Genomic DNA, 19732 nt, shown 5'->3' with positions numbered 1-19732 from the left:
TGCTATACCTCACCTGTTTCACTTCTATACCTATGGCTCAACTTAAACTCTTGATTGCAGAAGATGATGTGGTAATTGCCCAGAACCTGTCGCTTTCGCTGGAGTCGATGGGCTATGAGGTGTGCCAGGTGCTGAGCTCAGGAGAGGAGTTGCTGCTGCAGGTACACCAGCACCAACCCGACCTGATCATTCTGGACATCACGCTGGAGGGCAAGCTCGACGGCATCGAAACAGCTGCGCTGCTGGCCAAAGCCACCAGGGTGCCTTTTATTTTCATGACGGCTTTTTCTGACAAAGAGACCGTTGACCGTGCCAAGCAAACCAACCCGCATGCTTACCTGGTAAAGCCTTTTGATGCCCGCACCCTGCAAAGCAGCATCGAGCTGGCCATTCACAATGCCGGTACCCGGCAGCTGCAGCCACCCCAGGCGGCTATACCTGTCCAGCCCACTGATACCGTGGAGGCTGACAACTTTCTGCTGCACGATGCCCTGTTTGTGAAGGTGCGCAACCGCCTGGAGAAAGTGATGCTCGAAGACATTGTGTGGGCCGAAGCACAGGACATCTATTGCAACATCAAGACCCGCACGCACCTGCACCTGGTTAGCCAGAGCCTGAAAAACCTGGAGCAGCGCCTGCCAGCCAGTCAGTTTATGCGCGTGCACCGCTCCTATATTGTGCAGCTCACCGCTATCGAGGCCATCGAAGACAACAACATCCTCATCGGCGGCAAGCAGATCCCGATCGGCAACACCCACAAAGACGCCCTGCTGAAGCGACTGCAAATTTTGTAAAGTTTAGGAGCTGAGGAGTTTGAGAGTTGGGGATTTAGAAAGTTGTGATGTAGCGACGTTTCACTGTAATGTCCTGATGTAGTTGTTTACGTGAGGTCATTTGCAGGAATAGGTAGCGACCTGTGCAATCGAGCCTGTCATTTCGAATGAAATGAGAGATCTGAATTTTAGTAGAGCATAGTTAATCATCCAGATTTCTCACTAACGTTCGAATTGACAAAAATATCGGGCTATGACCTGACCGAAACGTGCATCGCTATACCTGCCCGAACCATTCAGGAGAAAACCATACCGCAAGAGGCAAGCATAGCCTAAACACATAACATCACTTGATTAATTACTCACTCATTCACTAACTCATTCCATCACTCACTAAAACCTCTCACCTCAGCTCTCAACAATTTCACCTCAAATTATTCCCGTTTGGCAAGTATAGGCAACCGGTAATGTTTATTATTAGCTAAATTAATTCAAGATTTCTTTGGCAATAATACCATCAAGCATGAATAGTCTGGCATCATCGGAGCTTGTTATAGCGGGTTGGGTACTTGTACTCGCCTATGCAGGCATCATCCTGTTTTTTGTGATACGAGGTGCGCTCCGCATACGCTCCATCTCTGACTATGCCCTGGGCAATGTGGCTTTCTCGCCGGTGGCGGTGGGCCTGGCGCTGGCTGCCTCTATGACAAGCGCCGCCACTTTTATCATCAACCCAGGCTTTGTGGCGCTCTATGGCATCAGCGGGGTCATCTCGATGGCTATTGCGCTTCCTGTGGCGGCACTCGGGTCGCTGGTGTTGCTGACCAAGGGCTTCCGCAAGATGGGCTCCGCTGTAAAGGCCCAAACCATGGCCCAATGGATGGGGTTGGTCTACAAGAGCCGCGGCTATGCCATGTTCTTCGCCTTCCTGTCGCTGCTGCTCATTACGTTTATTGTTCTGATCTGTGTGGGCCTGACCAAAGTGCTGGCCAGTGTGCTTAACCTAAACGAGCTGTATGTTTGCCTGGGCATTGTGGTGTTTGTTTTTGGCTACATGATGTTCGGGGGCGCCAACTCCATGGTCTATACCAACATGATCCAGGCGGTGCTGATGGTGATCGTGGCCTTTGTGCTGCTTGGGTCGGGCTACCAGCATTTCAGCGAGGGCGTGCATGGCTTCCTCGATAAACTGGCGGCCATTGACCCCTTACTGGTCTCGTCAACCAACCCGCAGAGCTTTCTCTTCCGCGATAATTTCGAAATCATTTTCTGCCAGATGATCATCGGCGTGGCCATCGTTTGCCAGCCGCACATCATCACCAAATCGCTTTTGCTTAAAAGTGACAAGGACGTTAACTTATACCTGCTGACCGGTGTGCTGGTGGAGGCGCTGTTCTTCATGGTGGTGTTCGCCGGCCTTTATGCCCGCCTCTCCTTCCCTGACCTGACTGTGAACGGCCAGCCTTTGCCCGTGGACGGCATTGTATCGGCTTATGTGGTGCAGGAGTTCCCGGTATACGTGGGCTTGCTGGTGGTGCTCGGGCTTATCTCGGCGGGGCTTTCCACTTTAGAAGGACTCATCCAATCACTCTCCATCACCATCACCTCCGATATCCTGACTCCCATTGTGGGCGACGGCATTGCCAGGCGAGGTGTTGTGGTGAACCGGCTGGTCATTGTAGTGCTGGCGGCTGTAACTGTCTGGCTGACCTTCGACCAATTGCAAAACCCGAACCTGAGCGTGGGCATTTTTGCGCAGAACGGGGTGTACGCCTACTTCTCGGCGGCTTTTGTGCCTGTGCTGTTTGGCATGTTTCTGCGCCGGGTACCGCTTATTGCGCCGGTCGCAGCCTCTGTTACGTCGGTCATCGTGCATTTTGGGGTATATTACGGCGGACTCACCACTTACATGCAGGCACCTGTGCGCAACCCAGGTATAGCCGCCGCGCTGGCCATCCTGGCATCGGTGGTGGTGGGCCTCATCTTCTACTATGTATTCAGAAAGCCAGCTTCAGTACCGATGCCCGAAGATTCGTCACTTTTAACACAACCTGCTTATGAAAGTGAGCTCAAAAACTAAACTAGTGGTGGCCTCTTTTGGCTTGCTATACCTGCACACGGCCTGCCAGCCTGCGCAGCCTATCGCCACTTCAGCAGGTACGGACGAGGCCAGCGCACAGGCTACTGCCAGCAGCGAAACGACCGCTGTCGGGCCTGTGGCTGATCCTGTTTTCGAAGGCCTGCACTACCGCTATACCGTCAAAAAAGCGAAACTGCCCGGCGGTGTGAACGTGGCCTATACCGACGAAGGAAAGGGCCCCGAGACGCTGATCTTTATCCATGGGTTGGGCAGCTACTCGCCCGCCTGGAACAAAAACGTGAGTGAACTGAGTCAGCATTACCGCTGCATCGCCATCGACCTGCCCGGTTACGGCAAGTCGGACAAAGCAGGTATAACAGCAGGTATGGCCAGTTATGCCAGCCAGGTACTCGCCCTGATGGACGCCCTGCAACTGAAGCAGGTCACGCTCGTCGGCCACTCCATGGGTGGGCAAATTGCCCTTACCGCCGCCTTGCAGGCACCGCAGCGCATCAAGTACCTAATCCTGGCCGCCCCGGCAGGTATAGAAACCTTCACGGAGCAGCAAAAACAACTCTTTAAGATGACCGTGACGCCGGAGAGTGTACAGAAAACCACGCCTGAGCAGGTAGTGGCCAACTTTAAAGTGAACTTCCACCAGATGCCAGCCGATGCCCAGTACATGGTAGACGACCGCCTGAAAATGACTGAGTCTGCTGCGTTTGGCGATTACAGTGCTGCGGTGGCTGGCAGTGTGGCCGCCATGGTCGATGAGCCGGTGTACGAGCAGTTGCCGCAGGTGCAGGTGCCCACACTGATCATCTTTGGAGCGCAGGACGCCCTCATACCGAACCGCTACCTCAACCCGAACCTGACAACACAGGCCGTGGCCGAAACCGCCCGCGACCGCATTCCCAACAGCAAGCTGGTGGTGCTACCGGAGGCAGGTCATTTCCTGCAGTATGAGCAAGCCAATGCCTTTAACCAAGCAATCCGGGACTTCCTGAAATAGCAACTACATCATAACCTTAAACATCTAATATCTAACCTACTTATTCTCATGAAAAAAATCTATTCACTTCTGTTTGCACTCCTGGCAGTAACTCAGGTGGCACTGGCCCAGAGCGGCAGTGTGCGGGGCCGCGTGCTGGGATCCGATACCCGGGAGCCCCTGACGGGAGCCACCGTCCTGCTCGAAGGAACGAGCAAAGGCGCCTCTACCAACGTTACCGGTGAGTTCAGTATAGCGGATGTGCCGGCCGGTACTTACAACCTGCGCATCTCCTATGTGGGCTATACCTTCCCAAGACAGTCCGTTACAGTCACGGCCGGTGGCACAACCGACATTGGCACCGTGACCATGAACACCACCAACGTGGTAGGCGAGGAAATTGTGGTAACCGCTTCCCGTCGACCGGAGAAACTGACCGAAGCGCCTGCAGCTATCAGCGTGATCTCCACGCGCGACCTGACGGAGCTGCCTTCGTTTAACGTGGGTGAGCTGCTCAACAAGGTGCAGGGTGTAGAAGTGGTACGCTCCGGTGTGGCTGGTATCGGCATCAACGCCCGTGGCTTCAACAATGCTTTCAACGTGAAGATGTTCCAGCTGACTGACAGCCGCAACTCGATGCTGCCAGGTGGCACGGGCCTGCCGGCTGGTGTTTACAACACCGTGATCAAAGAAGACATTGAGCGTGTGGAGGTGATCCTGGGGCCGTCTTCGGCGCTGTATGGTCCGAATGCGCACAACGGTATCATCAACACGATCACCAAAGATCCGCGTCGCCACCCGGGCACTACTGTGGTAGTGGGTGCCGGTAACCAGAGCGTGCTCTCTGCCCGCGCCCGCCATGCCGGTGTGATCAACAGCAAGTTCGCCTACAAAGTAAACGCGGAGTACACTGAAGGAAAGGACTTTGAGTTCATCGACACTGTTTACAACGCCACACTGGGCGCTCTGCCGGAGTACGACGTAGACTTTGGCTTCAAGTTTAAGCGGGCCAGCGCCGCTGTATACTACAGCCCAACCCAAAACATGGACGTGATCCTGGACTATGGCATCGGTCAAGGCTCCAACATTGGCGTAACCAACAACGGTCGCAACCAGATCAATGGCTGGACTTTCCAGTACCTGCATGGCCGTATCGTAACGCCACGCATCTTCGCACAGGTATACAACACATGGAACGATGCCGGCGATACCTACCAGATCAATGCCCGCACCAACAACTACTACACCTTGCGTGCTCTGGGCCAGTCGCATGAAGTGGCGCATGAAAAGTCTAAAACAGGCGCGGCCAGAGGTGAGCTGTACACGAACTCTCCTGCCATCGCTTTTCCGGGCTTTATCGACAAAAGCCACCGCCTGAACGGTGAGGTGCAGTACAACAACAGCTACGGTGGTTTTGATGTGATCACGGGTCTTAGCTTCCAGCGCGATGTGGCCTATAGCCGCCAGACCTACCTCGACGACCGAAACGGCAACATTATCCTGAACCAGTACGGTGCCGTTGCCCAGATTGAGCGTGGCCTGGGTGAGCGTGTGCGCGCCGTAGTTGGCGCCCGCCTCGACCGCCACGACAACTATGGCACGCAGTTCAGCCCGAAAGCCGCCCTCACGCTCAATGCACTGGCCGGTACGTTCAGAGCAACTTACGGCCGCGCTTATGCCGCCCCTTCCATCCAGTTCCAGGAGTTTTACCTGAACAACGGTGCGCTGGCCATTTTGGGTAGCGGTGCCGGCCTGACTATTCAGAACACAGAAACAGGTGCCACCCGCGAGATACCCAAACTGGAGCCGGAGCGTGTGCAAACCTTCGAGCTGGGTTACAAAGGCACACCAACCGACAAGTTTTATGTCGACCTGAGCACCTGGTACTCCATGTCGGAGGACTTTATCTCGCCACTGACAGCCGTTACGCCGCTTATGGGCAAGGAGAAAGTGATCCGCAAAGGCAGCGAAGATGTAACGGAGGCCGCATCTAACGCGCTCAATTACTACCTGACCTACCTGAACTATGGTAACGTGAACTCATGGGGTACCGACCTCGGCCTGAACTATTACCTGAACAACAACTTCAGCATCGGCGCCAAGTACTCCTATTTCAACTCCGACATCACGGACCGCGACAACCTGGACAACGATGCCAACGGTGACGGCAAGGTTTCTGCTGTTGAGAGCAGCCTGAACGCACCAAAGCACCGCTATAATTTCAACTTTACGGCCCGCGACCTGTTCAATAACAAGTTCTTCGGCTCTGTGAACGTGCGCATCCTGCCAGAGTACGACTTCTACTCCGGTTCGCAGGTGGCTGCCAAAGAGAACGAAAACAAGCGTGTGGCACCGCTTCTTTATAACTATGGCCCGCTTGGCGGCTTCACTTCTGTAGATTTGAGCGCTGGATACAAATTCACACAGATGATCACACTCGGTGCCAGCGTAACCAACCTGTTTGATACTGAGCAGCGTGAGTTTGTAGGCTCGCCGGTGATCGGGCGCCTGTACTCCGCGGAGCTGCGCTTCGACTTCGGTGGCAAAAAGAATAAAAGCGACGTTAGGTAGATAGATTAAGGTGAAGGCAGGGCGCCCCGCAAGGGCGCTCTGCCTTTTTATTTGGGACTCAACTTACAGGTTTTCACACATGAAGAATGCAGTTATTACGGGTGGCACCAGTGGCATTGGCCTAGGTATAGCCCGCTTGTTTGCGGCGCAAGGGTATAACCTGCTGCTCAACGGACTCGAAAAGAACGGTCAGCAGATAGCCAACGACCTGGCACAGGAGCATAATGTGAAGGTGGTGTTTTCGTCGGCCAACATGCAGCAGCCGGAGCAGATCCGGGAAATGGTGCAGCAGGCGGAGCGGGAGTTCGGGAAAATCGATGTGCTCATCAACAACGCAGGCATACAGTATGTCGCGCCGGTGGATGAATTTCCGGAAGACCGCTGGGATGCCATCATTGCTATCAACCTATCGGCCTCTTTCCATGCCTCCAAAGCCGTGTGGCCGGGTATGAAAGCCCGGGGATTCGGGCGCATTATCAACATTGCCTCTGCCCATGCCTTGCGCGCGTCTGAGTTTAAGGTAGCGTATGTGGCCGCCAAACACGGCGTGGCAGGTATAACCAAGGTGCTGGCTCTGGAAGGTGCCCCGCACGGTATCACCTGCAATGCCATCTGCCCAGGGTACGTGCGCACGCCTTTGGTAGAAGCCCAGATCAGCGACCAGGCACGCGCCCACCAGATGTCTGAGACCGAAGTGATTGAAAAAGTGATGCTGAAGAAACAGCCCATCAAGCAATTTGTAGAAGTAGAGGCGCTCGGCAACCTGGCGCTATACCTGGCCTCGGAAACAGCCGGGCAACTAACCGGCGCCATGCTGCCGGTTGACGGCGGCTGGACTGCGCAGTAACTTCACCTAGCCCCTCCTATACCTACCAATACCGAAGACCAGATACAGGCAACACGGCTATACCTGACTTCCATTGGGCAGGACGCTTCCATAAACGTACCTATACCTTACAGGGCTGCTCTCTCAATCTGTAGGCAGCTCAAAAGCAAAAGCCCCGGCACTCTTTCGAGCGCCGGGGCTTTTGCTATACTTTATTTTATTATTTGCTGATGATCTTGAATTCGGTGCGTCGGTTCACCTGGTGGTCTTCCTCCGAACATTCCACATTATCGGCGCACTTGTTACGCAGCCTGGTTTCGCCATAGCCTTTCGCTACCAGTCGGTTGCGGTCTATACCTTTCGATATAATGTAGTCTACCGCAGCCTGGGCTCTGCGCTCCGACAGATCCTGGTTATACTTACGGGTCTGGCGGCTGTCGGTATGCGAGCTCAGCTCGATGCGGATCGTCGGGTTAGCCTTGAGTATGCGTACCAGTTTGTCCAGCTCAATCGCAGCATCCGGACGGATATCATGCTTGTCGAGGTCGTAGAAGATGTTTTCCAGCACGATTGGCACGTTTGGCGTGTCGCGGTACATGATCATCTCAACCAGCAGCGAGTCTATGCTGAAGCGGCAATCCGGCGTGAAGAGGATCGTCTGGGTCAGGTAGCCTTTCTTACTGCCCCGGATGGTGTATTGCATACCTGCCTCTACTTTGTAGTTGAAGTTGCCCGTCGAGTCGGAGTGCGTCTCCACCATCGAACCTACGTTTTCTTCAAACAGTTGCAGCAGCACATTGTCTACCATCACGCGCTTTTTGATGTGCGTTCCGGGCTGGTCCACCATTTCGTAGGTCTGGCCCACAAGGGTACACTCCACATTCACCTCTCTGAACTTGTAAATGTTGTCGTAACCCGACTCGCTTGTTCTGCCTGAAGAGAGCCAGCCTTTTGTGCCCGAGCTGTCCACTACTATACCCAGGTCGTCGCGTGAGGTGTTGAGCGGGTACATCAGGTTCTGCACGCGTGTCCAGCTGCCGTGCTCGCCTTCTGCCCTGAAGATGTCGAGTCCGCCCAGGCCTACGTGCCCATCGGAAGAGAAGTAAAGTTTGCCATCGGCGCCAATGCTCGGGAAGCTTTCGCGGCCACTTGTGTTGATCACTTCGCCTGCGTTAACCGGCTCTCCCCAGCTGCCGTCTTCCTGGCGCTCGCTATAGTAAATGTCTGTCTCACCCATTCCGCCCGGCATATCCGATGCAAAATACAGCAGTTTGCCGTCTGGGGTAATGGCCGGATGGCCAACAGAGTACTCCTGCGGTTTGTTATACTTAAATGGCTTCACATCAACCCACTCCTGCCCTTTGCGACGCGCCATAAAGATCTCGTGGCGGTTAATGTTTCCTGTGCCTGCACCATTGCCTCTGTTCACCCAGCTGGTCGGGTCTGTGTTTACTTTGGTTTGGCTGCGCTTCACGCTGTTGGTGCGGGTAAAGTAAAGGGTATTCTCCTGAGCCAGGAAAGCGGCCGGGCCGTTGTGGATGTCTGTGTTGATCTCCTTGCCAAGCGGGCTCGGATCGCTCCAGGTGGAGTCTTCGTTCATGCTGGCGTAGTACAGCTGCACGAAGCCATTGCCTGTCCAGTTAAAGCGTTCTTTCTTCTTGCTCTCGTCCGCCGACAGCCTGTCTGAGGAGAACACCATGTCGCCGTTCGGCAACAGAATCGGGCTAAAGTCAACGCCTGCAGAACTCAGTTTCTGCTCGGTAGCAATTTCGTATGAAAGCGGTCGGTTTGTCCAGAAGATGGCGGTGTCGCATGAGGCGGCCTGGTTCATGGCCATGGTGGCCTTCTCCGGCACACGGCGGGCATAGCTGGTATACAGTTCTTTCGCCTTCTCGTAGTTCCCGTTGCGCTTGGCGGCCTCGGCATAGAAGTAAATGCTGGCCGGCGTTATGTTCTCGAAGCCGGCCGCCTGGGCATACCAGAACTCCGCCTCTTTGCTGTTGTTCATCAGCCGGTAGCTGTCGGCAATGCGCTCGAGCAGGTATACGTCCGGCTCTTTGTTTTCCATCAGTTTCTTATAAGCCTCAAGCGCCAGGGCGTATTCAAAGCTGTTGAAGTACTTATCGGCCTCCTTCGTCTCTTTTTTTTGTGCCGCCAGCGGTTGTGCACAAACTGTTGCCAGAAGAATCAGTAGGTATAGGAATCGTAATCTCATGTCTGCTTTCTGGGTGATTTTAGAAGTAACGTGGGGTCAGCATTCGGTTATCCTGCTTCTTGAAGAAAGAGTAACCCAATGAAATTTCGTGGCTGGCGTGTTGGCGCAGGGCGTTCAGGCTGACGTCGTAAGAGTAGCCAAGTCGCAGCTTAGGCGTAACGTACAGCTGCGCGATGGCGGCCCAGGCATTGCGACGGTCCAGCTCGTACTCATCGGAGTAGTTGTTGTGCACCTTCACGGCTGTGCGGTAAGAGCCTCCCAGCCAGATGCGCTCTCCCAAGAGGAAAAAGGCATTCAGATCCAGGCTGGTTGGGCTGTTGAAGTCCTCTTTCACCAGGAAGCTCGGCTTGAAGATAAGCGCTGACGAAAGGTCCATCACATACCCAGCCGACAAAAAGTAATGGCGATTCGGCATGGTCACCTCCAGCTCGTCGCCCCCGGTGTTGATGAGGTTGGCTACTGAAAGGCCCGTATAGAATCGTTCTGTGTTGAAGAAAGCACCGATCCGGAAATCGGGCATCATCTCTGAAACGCGCCCCGGGTTGAGGGCCTGGTCGGGCCTGGTGTTACCAGTGTTGAGCTTGGTGCCGTCGAGGGTGTACTGCGCCATACCTGCGGCAAAGCCCAGGGCCAGTTTGGCGGTTTCGCTCATCCGCAGGCGCACCGCCAGGTTACCGTGCAGTCCCATCTGCCGCTGAGCACCCAGTTCGTCGTTCATGGCATTAAGGCCAAAGCCCAGCAGACCGCTGCGCGAGGAACCATCCACGCTAAAGGTTTGTGTAGTGGGCGCCCCCTCTATACCCACCCATTGGCTGCGGTGGGTCAGGTTGGCGTTTATAATCTCCTTACTTCCCGCATAGGCCGGGTTAATGATCAGCTCGTTGAAGATGTACTGTGTGTATTGCGGCGCCTGCTGCGCATAGCCTTCCCAGGACAGCAGCAGTATCACCAGAAGTACCCCTAATTTTCGCATGGTAATCACTTAATTCGTTTGTTTTCTTATCGGACGATCATCACATAACCCTTGTAGGTTTTCTCAGAGCCATCGCACAGCGTGAGACGAATCAGGTAGTAGTAGGTACCCTCCGCTAACTTGTCTCCGTTCCAGTTGTTCTGATAGGCTTTGCTCTTGTATACCTCGTTACCCCAGCGGTTCACCACCACTACTTCGTTGTCCGGGTAATTTACCAGGTTACCGATCACCCAGGTGTCGTTCTCACCATCGTTGTTCGGAGTGAATACATTTGGAACAGTCAGGTTGGCCTCACGCATGCTTGGGTCTGAGATCATGGACACCGGATCGCTCTTACACTCGCCGTTGTCGGCCACTACCGTGATCTCTCCTCTGTTATTGCCTTGCATCACCGTGATCACGCTCGTGCCCTGGCCTGTCAGGATCTCCCAGCCAGTTGGCACTTGCCAGGTAAAGAGGGCGGCCGGGCTGTTCGACTCAAGTTCGAAGGTGGCTATGTCGGAGCAGGCCAGGGTGCGGTCTACGATGCGGCTGATCACCGGAAGCGGTCTTGTTGTTACGGTCAGTTTGGTAGCGGCGCTCTTGTCACAGTCGTTTGTGGCTTCCACGCTGATTTCACCTGAACTGGTTCCCATCTGCACCGTGATCTGTGGCGTGCCCTGTCCGGCTGTGATGATCCAACCGGCTGGCACTTTCCAGGAATAAGAAGATGCGTTGGCAACGGCGTCGACTGAGTACGTCGCGGTGCGGGTTGCACAGGCCAGCGTCTCTCCTTTGATGGCTGCCGGCGCCAATGGCGGCGCTGTTACTACTTCTACTGTCAGTTTAGATTCGGCTGTGGTACCACAGGCATTCTTGGCTCTTACTGTTACATCGCCTCTGCCTGTCACTTTCACTTTGATGCTGCTGGTACCTGCGCCAGATACAATTTCCCAGCCGGCTGGCAGTGTCCAGATGTACGTTTCGGCACCTTCGATGGCAGGTATAGAGTACACGGCATCGGTTCTGCCCACGCAGGCCAGCTCTGGTCCCCTGATGGCTTCCGGGTTCATAAGCGGACGCTGCGGCTCTGTTACCAGTTTTACACTCTGGCTCTTTCCGCAAGAGTTAACAGCCACAACAGTTACCTCGCCGCCGCTTGTGCCTGCAGTCGCTTTTATCTGTGTGGTGCCCTGGCCCGAGGTGATCGTCCAGCCTTGTGGCACTGTCCATTCGTAGCTGATTGCCGTTGGAACGGCGGCTATGCGGAAAGTAAGACCGGTAGAATTGCCGCAGTACGACTCGTTATCGGTAATGATAGCTGATGGCGATGGCGGTACGGAGCCCACTGACTGTACTGTTAAACCGGTGGCGGTGCTTCTGGTGCCGCAACTGTTAACGGTAGCCACACTTACTTGGCCCTGTGTTGCCCCAGCTTTTACGGTTACGCGTGTTGTTCCCTGACCTTCTACAATAACCCAGTCTGCGCCCGGGAAGGTCCAGAAATAAGATCTTGCGCCCGGCACCGGATCAATCGAATAAGTCTGGTTAAGTCCCGCGCAATACTGAGCGTTTCCTTTTATTGGGCCTGCCTGCGGTGCTGGCACGTCCTCTATTGGTACAACGCGCAGCTTGGCAGGTATACTGTTGCCGCAGGGGTTAGAAGCGGTTACTGTAATATCGCCGGCTAACGTTCCCACTTTCACCTTAATCTCGGTTGTGCCCTGCCCAGAAAGGATGGTCCAACCAGATGGAACCGCCCAAATGTACTCCAGGGTATGATCTACTGGCTGTAGCGTATACACGGCTTCGCTCTGTCCTCTACAAACCTCGTCCGGGCCTTTGATGGCGAATGGTGTTGCCGGTACTGTTGGGAATGGCTTTACAGCTTTCGTTGCCGGGCTGCTCTGTCCGCATGAGTTCACGGCGATCACACTCACGTTTCCTGACTGGCTGCCAATGGTAACGGTGATGCGTGTTGTACCTTGTCCGTTGGTAATGGTCCAGGTTGGCGGCACGGTCCAGGTATAGCTCTGTGCGCCTGCAACCGGATTTATTTCATACACTGTGGTTTTGGCCGCACAACCAAACTCCTCACCTGTTATTGCAACCGGGGCAGTTGGCGCGCCGGTTGTCGTTGTCACATCCTTGCGTGTGATACCGCTCGCACCGCAATTGTTAACCGCTTGCACGCGAATCTGGCCACCACTGGCATTCTCGCTTAATCTTACTGTTATCTCATTTGTATCCTGACCTGAGGTAATGGTCCAGCCGTCTGGCACATACCAGGTATAGCTGGTTGCTCCTGGCACAGGGGCTACTGAATATTTAGTGCCTATACTGCCTTGGCAAACAGGGAAAGCACCTGAGATATCTCCTGGATTAACTGGTGGACCAGGGATAGGCACCACATTGAAAGTTCTGGACGGGCTCTGGCCGCAGGCATTTATACCTTTTACGCTAACAGTTCCGCCCACACCATTCGGGTTGAAGACAACGGTGTTTGTTCCCTGTCCTTCGATCAGTGTCCAGGCAGCTGGGTATTCCCAAACATATTCTAACACATCGCCGCTGGCTGTCACGCTGAATGTCACACGCTCCGTAGTCACGCAGAAAGGCAGGGTGCCTGACCCGGAGATATTGGAAGGCTGGTTAGGAGCCTGCAGGAATGGTTTCACTTCCAGCTCCGACGCATTCGGGCTCTCCCCGCAGACGTTCTTAGCTTTTACAGTAACTTTGCCCGCTGTCGTTCCTACGGTCACAGAGATTTGCGTAGTACCTTGTCCGGACACAATACTCCAGCCCGTAGGCACTGTCCATACGTAAGAGGTAGCATCCTGAACAGGCACAATGGAATAGGTAGCTCCTTCGCCGGCGCAGACCCCTTCGTTGGCCGTGATTGGCCCAGGAGTGGCAGGAGGATCTGGGTAGTTGTTTACTTTCAGACGGCTGGGCGGGCTGGCGCCGCAACTGTTGTTCACAGAAACCTGGATGTAGGCATCGTCGTTACGACCGGTGGCTTCTACCCTGATGCTGGTTGTGCCCTGCCCGCTCAGGATTCTCCATCCGCTGGGCACGTTCCAGGTATAGCCAGTGGCCCCAACTACCGACTCGATGCTGTACTCTCCGACGGTTCCCACACAAAGCTCCACTGCGCCCGTTATAACACCTGCGTCTGGAAGCACTGCGCAAAAGTTAATGTCAACCGTGTTATTCTGCTGAATCTCGTCTTCCGCCGATCCTGATATGGTACCGCGTACGAAACCGGGCCCGGTTTCATTGATGGTTGCCGTAAGGGTAAGGGTATAGGTTTGCCCAACCTTCAGGTTACCGATGTTCCAAACCCAGTTGCCGTTTACAAGCGAAAACGTGGAACCGGGAGCGTCTGTTGTATAGCTATGATTGGCACCTGAAAAGAGAACAGGACTTACGCGGACGTTTTCATCGTCAACGGGCCCTTTGTTGGTCACGGTAAAGGTATAGGTAATGGACTGGCCAACGATATAGCGGTCGACGCCAGCGTTACCTTCTGTTTTCGTGATTTTGATCTCGAGGTCTGTTGGCAAAAAGAAGTTATTGTTGTTCAGCCTGACCTCTCCTTGTAAGGAGGCCACACGTCCGCGAACAATTGAGCCGTCGCCAATCGTTACAGCCTGTTTGGCCAGGTACTGCCCTTTTATCTCTGCACCGTTTCCTACGGTAAGCGTATTCTCCACTACCCAGAAGACATTGCCAATTTTAGCGTCGCGAATCAGCTCAATGTCTACTCCGGCGCCTATGCTCAGACTTCCCTTGATAATAAAAATGAAAACGGCGTTCGGGTTGTTGCCTCCGTCTAGTGTAATATCGCTGGTAACATTGGCATTGCCATCGAACAGGTATACACCCGCAGTGTAAGTGCGGCCGCCGAGTTCTGGGTTGGTGAGTGTTGCGGTGGGGGTGGTGGCTGCAGCGTTGTTATAAACAGAGGTGGCTGCGGCAAGTGCATTGTTGGCTGCGCTGCCCGGATTGTCAATGCCTCGCCATACGGATCCAGGACTAAAACCCTGAGCAGGTCTTGTAACAGAAGCTACTTTACCGCGAACAATCGTGTTGGTGTTGTTCTGGTTGAAAACCCTATCGCCGCCTACAACGTTATAGTCGTAAAAGGCCCCCAGTGTGGGCGCTTGTTGCGCATTTACGCCAAATGCAACCAGCCATAAGCCTAGCACCAGGAGCAAGGCTCTACTTAAGAAGCTTGTCATGAAATAAATGAGTATAAGTTTGTTATAGAACTTGGCGTTTAAATATTCAACAATTTGCAGCTACGGACAGCCATTTCCGCAGCTCTTTTCATTTCATCCCACACAGCCAAATAAGTCGCAAGTATATACTTTAAAATGTACATTCAGAAGCTTCAAATGTATACTGCATATATTTGGGGCTATATTAAGCTCTAAAATTTAACAAAATTTGTTAAGTACCAAATTTTAAGTTAAAGTTTAAACTTAATTGCGGCAAAATCCTATACCTCCATTTCTGCTTTTGGCCTCTTGCTGCTTCTGCGCAACGCTCTTAACACAAGTAACAGAAAGGCCGTTTCGAAATAGTATTTTAGAACTTGGGCGCAAAAGTAGACACAATCGAGCACACTCTGTATCAGTAACATAAAAAAAATATTACTGCTCAGGTTTTTCCCGGATTGCACAAAAACAAAAAGGCGCTTTACTTTACCAAACCCATTGCGGACAGATGATGCGGCGATCGTTCAGCAACTTAAAGCCGACTATTACCTCGTGGGTACCGGCGCTTACCCGGTTGAGGCCTGATGTAGTGGCATCATAAGAGTAGGAAATATCTATCAGCGGACTTACATACACGCCTACCATTCCTACTATGGCATCGTTGTGGCGGTAAGAAGCCCCCACCCAGAAGCGCTCATCGTACAGCGCGCGCAGGTTCACGTCCACCGAAAGCGGACTTGGTGCGGCCAGTTTGAACATGACGGATGGGATCAGGTCTATTTTACCTCCAGGGGCAAAACGGTAGCTGCCCGTCAGGAAGTAATGACGCTGCAGGTCGAGCGATACGTTATTTTCTTCAGAGGAGCGGAAAGTGCCCGCATTTTCCAGCAGCTGTGCGCCAGCGAGCCCTACAGAGAAGTTCCGGGAATACACCCAAAGCCCCAGTGAAAGATCCAATACATTCTGGTTGATCCGGCCGCCGCCGATCAGTGGCTCCGCCGGATTGGTAAACTCCAGCTCAGCGTTGTTAATGCTGTTGCGAACGAGGCCAGCCCCAACCCCCGCCGAAACGTTGATGGTGCGTGTAACCGGCAGGTGATACGCATAAGTGCCCGTTAACCCTGTTCTGCGCAGCGGGCCCGTTTTATCGGTGTGCAGGATAATGCCGGCCCCGTGATGCGCCAGCGCTTTGGCATACTTGGTACTGGCGGCGCCTTTGTTCAGCGGCACATGGGCGGAGGCGTAGTAGGTAACGGGTGCTCCATCAAGCCCCACCCACTGCTGCCGGTTACTGATGCGTATGTCGGCATAGTCTTCTATACCTGACAGGGCGGGGTTAAGCAGAAAGTTATTGACCATGTACTGGCTGTACTGCGGACGCTGCTGTGCGAACGCCTGCGTAACGACACCTACCAATACTACCAACAGGAGAGACAGCTTTTTCATAGTCATTATCTGATAATGGTCACATGCCCTGAAATTGGTTTTTCGGAGCTGTTGAGATAAATGATGTAGTAATAGGTCGCCACTGGCAGAGATTCGCCGTTGTAGGTGCCATCCCAAGGGGTGGCATAGCCAGTAGAGCTGAAAATCTGGTTGCCCCAGCGGTTAAAGATCTCGATGCGCGCATCCGGGTAGTTCTGTATGTTCTCGATTTCCCACACATCGTTCACACGGTCGCCATTCGGCGAGAAGGCGTTTGGCGCCGTGATGGCCGGTATAACCGTTACGGTCACTTCATCGGTGGCCGTACAGCCCTCTTCTGTGGTGATGGTCACGGTATAGGTGGTCGTCACATCGGGCCTGGCAACTGGGTTGGCCACATTGGCATTGCTTAGGCTCTCCGCCGGCTCCCACTGATACGAAACCCCTCCCGAGGCACGCAGTTCTGCAGGCCGCCCTTGAATGATTTCTACATCAGGTCCGGCATCAGCCACAGGCTGCACCACGGTTACATTGACTGAGGTGCGGGTTGCGTTGGCGCAGTTGTTACTATTTCGGGCCTGCACATAGAAAGTTGTGTTGCGATCGAGTTCCTGCGTAACGAAAGTGTTGCCCACAAAGAGCGGGGAGCCGCCCGTTGGCGCGTCGTACCACTCAATGGTGTTGCCGTTGGCATTGGCCACTGTCAGGGTAGCAGAACCACCCACACAGGCACGTGCGTCGCGCACTGTCAGAATTGGGGCGTCCGGCAAGGCCAGCATCGCGATCAGCACCGACTCCGAAGCGTTCTCACAGCCCGCCGAAATAGCTACCCGGCGGAACCAGGTGTCGCGGGTGAGCACAGGAGGTGCGTAGCCTGGCCCGGTGTTCTGGCCTGGTGCCGGGTTGAAGCCCGCAGTTGGCCCGCTGATGCTGCTTTCCCAACGATATGTAAATCCGCCACTGCCACCAGAAGGCGTAGTACCGCTTAGCGGCGCCGGCTGTGTGCCCGAGCAAATCTCCTGGGGTGCTGAAATAGAGTTGCCGGTTATGGCAGGCCGGATGCGTATCTCGACCACATTACTTTCGCTTGGCGTACACTGCCCCGCTCGCACTACTCGCCTGAACCAGGTAGTCTGAGTAATGGAGGCAGGAGTATAGCTCTGTTGGTTATTCGTGCCGGGAGCTGGTGTGAAATTGCCCGTAGCACCACTTGTGCTTAATTGCCATTCATAAGTATAGTTGCCATTGCCACCCGAAGGCGCAGACCCGGTAATAGAAGCTGGGGTGCTACCTGAGCACTCATCCTGTTGTGCAGATGTGATGGTATTTCCAGTAATAGCCGGCGAAACTGTGATCCTTACAGCTTCTGAGGGAGAATCGCAATTGGCCGACGTTACGACCCGCCTAAACCAGTTGCTACCTGCTAAATTGGATGGTGGATTATAGTTTTCTCCATTGTTCGTGCCCGGTGCTGCCACAAAACCTGCATCTGGCCCGGTCGAGCTGACTTCCCAGCGGTAGGTATAAGGACCTCCAGCCCCACCGCTTGGCTGGGAACCCACTAACTGGCCAGGCGCATCACCGGCACAGATTTCCTGTAAAGCTGGTGTTACTATGTTCGCACTTGGCGGCACAGGATCCACGGCAATTATTTCGAGCACATTACTGGAGTCCGGAGAACAATTAGCAGAGCGTACCACCCGCCTGAACCAAGATGTTGAACCAATAGGTTGCGTTGGAGTATAGTTCTGGTTGTTATTCACACCCGGGGCAGCTGCATAGCCACGGTCTGGCCCTGTAGTACTTACCAACCAAGTATAGCTGTAGGCTGAGGTTTCATCGCCACCCGAAGGTCTGCTACCAGTTAATTCGGTTAACACGCCACCCACACATACACTACCAGTTGTCTGTCCCCCGATATCAATCAGGTTGTTGGTCACACGAGGGTTCACCCTAACTGTTACCTGCCTGCGTGGGCCCGTGCAGAGCACACCTTGAGCTGAATCGCGTGCAGCCACATAAAAATTATTGCTACCAGCTGGTAGTGGCGGTGTTACAAAGGTGTTTCCTATAAAAACAGGTGCCGCATTGGGGTCATCTGTATCGAACCAGGCAAACGACGGCGCCGATGATGTCGGCGTCAGTTCCACAAAATCTCCCTCGCAGACGATACCCGGGTTCGCTATAGTAGGTTGACCCGGCTGCTGCAGAATGACCACCTGCACTGGTGGCTGTGGCTGGCCCTGGAAAATGGCATTGGAGCTACCGCACTCGTTCACTGCCTCCACAGCAATGGTATAAGTCCCAGGCCTATCAAAGTCATATGCATAGCTGAAGGTCTCTGAGTTGAAAGTACGGGTTGTTGGTCCCTTCGGCCCGTTGATGGAGATGGTCACTGTGATTTGCTCCCCAAGGTTCTTATCGATAAACAGACCACCGCCTCCGCCTGGAACTCCCCCAGCACCACTGGCACTAAGGTCAATACGGGTCGGTCCGCAAAATACTCCTCCCTGCGGCGGTTGCACCTGAGGCCAGCCAACCACAATCCCTTGTGAGGCTGTATCGGAGTCGCAGCCATTGGTTACGATCTGTTCAATCGTATAAACTCCTGACTGTGTAAATCTGAAGACCGGATTGGCCTCTGTCAGGCTACCTGACTCTAGTACGTAGCCCTGATCCGGTGTTACAGACCAGATATAGGTTAACCCACCACCTGTGGCCGAGTCTTCGGGCGTGACAATGACGGGTACGCAAGGGGGTTGCTGGCTTTCATCCGCCCGTTTTTTGCCCAGCGAAAACCCGGCCTTGGGCTCCTTGCTGACACTGTACACCCGCGTGAAGGGCTCCGTACAACCATTGCCAGCCACAGCTGAAATGGTGATGGTATAATCCCCAACTGCGGTGTACGGGTTCGGATTGGAGATTGGGAAGTCAGAAGGACGGTATTGCACTGGCGCGCTGCCATCGCCCCAGTCCACAAAATAGCTGCGAATGTCACTTAGGGCAGGCTCCTGGGTCGTGTTAGTGATCGTAGCTGTCACACTTATGTCAGCATCTGCCACGGTGTCGGGCAGACAGGTGAGGAAGTTATTTTCTTCCGTGAAAGAAATTTCAGGCAATCGGCGAATCTGCACCTGCTTTGTTACTGGTTCTGGCGCAGGGCAACTGGTGATGGTACTTGTAGCCAATACTGTCACATCAAAAGTTGCAATACCTATACCTCGTTCATTGTAAGTGTGCTCAACCCTAGGGCCCCGGCCATTGGAACCATCCCCAAAAGTCCAGGTATAGGTTTCGTCCGGAGAGCTATTGATTATCTCGAAAACAATAGGTGTTCCTGAGCAGGGAGGAGTTGACGGCTCAACTGTAAAGTCAGGAAGGGCCGGGCGGCTGTTAACGGTGATGGGCACCTCGGAAGAAGTGTTGGTAGTACAAGCGCTGCCTGAAACCTGCACCTTATACCTGCCTGTTTCGGTCACCTGAAGTTCTCGGCCCGTGGCTGTTGTCTGTACACCGTCCTTAAACCATAGGTAAGTAAGGCCAGCACCCTCCGGAGCTCTTAAAATTGTTGTCTCACCTTCGCACAAAACGGTACGCCCGTCCACCTGCACAGTGGTGGGGCAGGACTGTGACCAAGCATGACCACTCAAAAGTAACAATAAAGCAAGTAAGCTAA

At 54.0% G+C, this 19732-nt stretch carries 10 protein-coding genes; 5 read left to right on the top strand and 5 right to left on the bottom strand.

The genetic code is table 11. The features are described from left to right. Positions 1–32 precede the first annotated feature (32 nt). The 5 genes from BD749_RS12110 (at position 33) to BD749_RS12090 (ending at position 7262) form a co-directional block, all read left to right on the top strand. Positions 33–794: a LytR/AlgR family response regulator transcription factor gene (locus BD749_RS12110; RefSeq protein WP_101444579.1), complete on the top strand. Its 762-nt coding sequence runs from the start codon at positions 33–35 to the stop codon at positions 792–794. Positions 795–1296: 502 nt separating this feature from the next. Then, positions 1297–2853, top strand: coding sequence for a sodium:solute symporter family transporter (locus BD749_RS12105; protein ID WP_101444578.1), 1557 nt, complete (start codon positions 1297–1299; stop codon positions 2851–2853). Beyond that, positions 2831–3865, top strand: coding sequence for an alpha/beta fold hydrolase (locus BD749_RS12100; RefSeq protein WP_101444577.1), 1035 nt, complete (start codon positions 2831–2833; stop codon positions 3863–3865). The genes BD749_RS12105 and BD749_RS12100 overlap by 23 nt, the downstream gene beginning before the upstream one ends. A gap of 48 nt (positions 3866–3913) precedes the next feature. Further along, positions 3914–6415 carry a TonB-dependent receptor gene (locus BD749_RS12095; protein WP_101444576.1) on the top strand — a complete coding sequence of 834 codons (2502 nt, stop codon included), beginning with the start codon at positions 3914–3916 and terminating at the stop codon, positions 6413–6415. A gap of 79 nt (positions 6416–6494) precedes the next feature. Continuing rightward, complete coding sequence (locus BD749_RS12090; protein ID WP_101444575.1) at positions 6495–7262, top strand: 3-hydroxybutyrate dehydrogenase; 768 nt, start codon at positions 6495–6497, stop codon at positions 7260–7262. Positions 7263–7461: 199 nt separating this feature from the next. Here the strand turns inward: BD749_RS12090 and BD749_RS12085 are convergent, their stop codons facing one another. From BD749_RS12085 to BD749_RS12065, 5 genes are all read right to left on the bottom strand, one after another. After that, positions 7462–9456, bottom strand: coding sequence for an OmpA family protein (locus tag BD749_RS12085; protein ID WP_101444574.1), 1995 nt, complete (start codon positions 9454–9456; stop codon positions 7462–7464). A 19-nt stretch (positions 9457–9475) separates the two neighbouring features. Continuing rightward, entirely contained in the window at positions 9476–10429 is a 954-nt protein-coding gene (locus BD749_RS12080; protein WP_180336391.1) for a PorP/SprF family type IX secretion system membrane protein, read from the bottom strand. A gap of 26 nt (positions 10430–10455) precedes the next feature. Then, positions 10456–14652, bottom strand: a complete 4197-nt coding sequence (locus tag BD749_RS12075; RefSeq protein WP_101444572.1) for an ice-binding family protein — start codon at positions 14650–14652, stop codon at positions 10456–10458. A gap of 465 nt (positions 14653–15117) precedes the next feature. Further along, entirely contained in the window at positions 15118–16077 is a 960-nt protein-coding gene (locus BD749_RS12070; RefSeq protein ID WP_101444765.1) for a PorP/SprF family type IX secretion system membrane protein, read from the bottom strand. Positions 16078–16082: 5 nt separating this feature from the next. Beyond that, positions 16083–19706: a gliding motility-associated C-terminal domain-containing protein gene (locus BD749_RS12065; RefSeq protein WP_245869090.1), complete on the bottom strand. Its 3624-nt coding sequence runs from the start codon at positions 19704–19706 to the stop codon at positions 16083–16085. Positions 19707–19732 lie beyond the last annotated feature (26 nt).

Source organism: Pontibacter ramchanderi, assembly GCF_002846395.1.
Classification (GTDB): Bacteria; Bacteroidota; Bacteroidia; order Cytophagales; family Hymenobacteraceae; genus Pontibacter; species Pontibacter ramchanderi.
The sequence above is the reverse complement of the archived record's forward strand: the minus strand, read 5'-3'. Positions and strand labels throughout refer to the sequence as shown.